Below are 452 nucleotides of genomic sequence, written 5' to 3' on the forward strand. Positions count from 1 at the left end.
GGTTACATCTTTAGAGTTATTGATAATAATTTCCCGGTTATTTATTTGCTCTGCATTAGTTTGCTGTTTTTCTCTACGTTGATTACTTATACTTGCATCATCAACTATGATATTGACAACCAATGCAATTACTAACTGCAAGCTTAATTGGAGGGAGGTTGCAATTTGTGTATCCGTAGATTGAATCTTAACTTTATAAGAATCCTTTATCCAAATAGAAGTTATATTTGTACTTATATTAAATAATTGATCTAATATTTCTCGAACTAGCTTTTCTTCTTCTGGATCAATGAGTACTGTAGAAGGTAACCCCCGTTTTTTGACAAGGGCAAAGTCAACTACTTTAGTTTCTCCTGCTACCAGGAGGACAATCTTAGATTCCGGAACATAGTATTTGGCACTAGCTTTAATCTTAAATACACCTATTGGTAAGTTAAATATTGCGTATTGAC

1 protein-coding gene is annotated in these 452 nt (G+C 33.0%); it reads right to left on the reverse strand.

The window, feature by feature from the left end:
• Positions 1–452: spore coat protein (locus AC1DWA_RS33390; protein WP_477917774.1), on the reverse strand; the 452-nt coding region annotated here is incomplete at both ends.

The organism is Rhodococcus sp. P4_F3_2 (assembly GCF_056401335.1).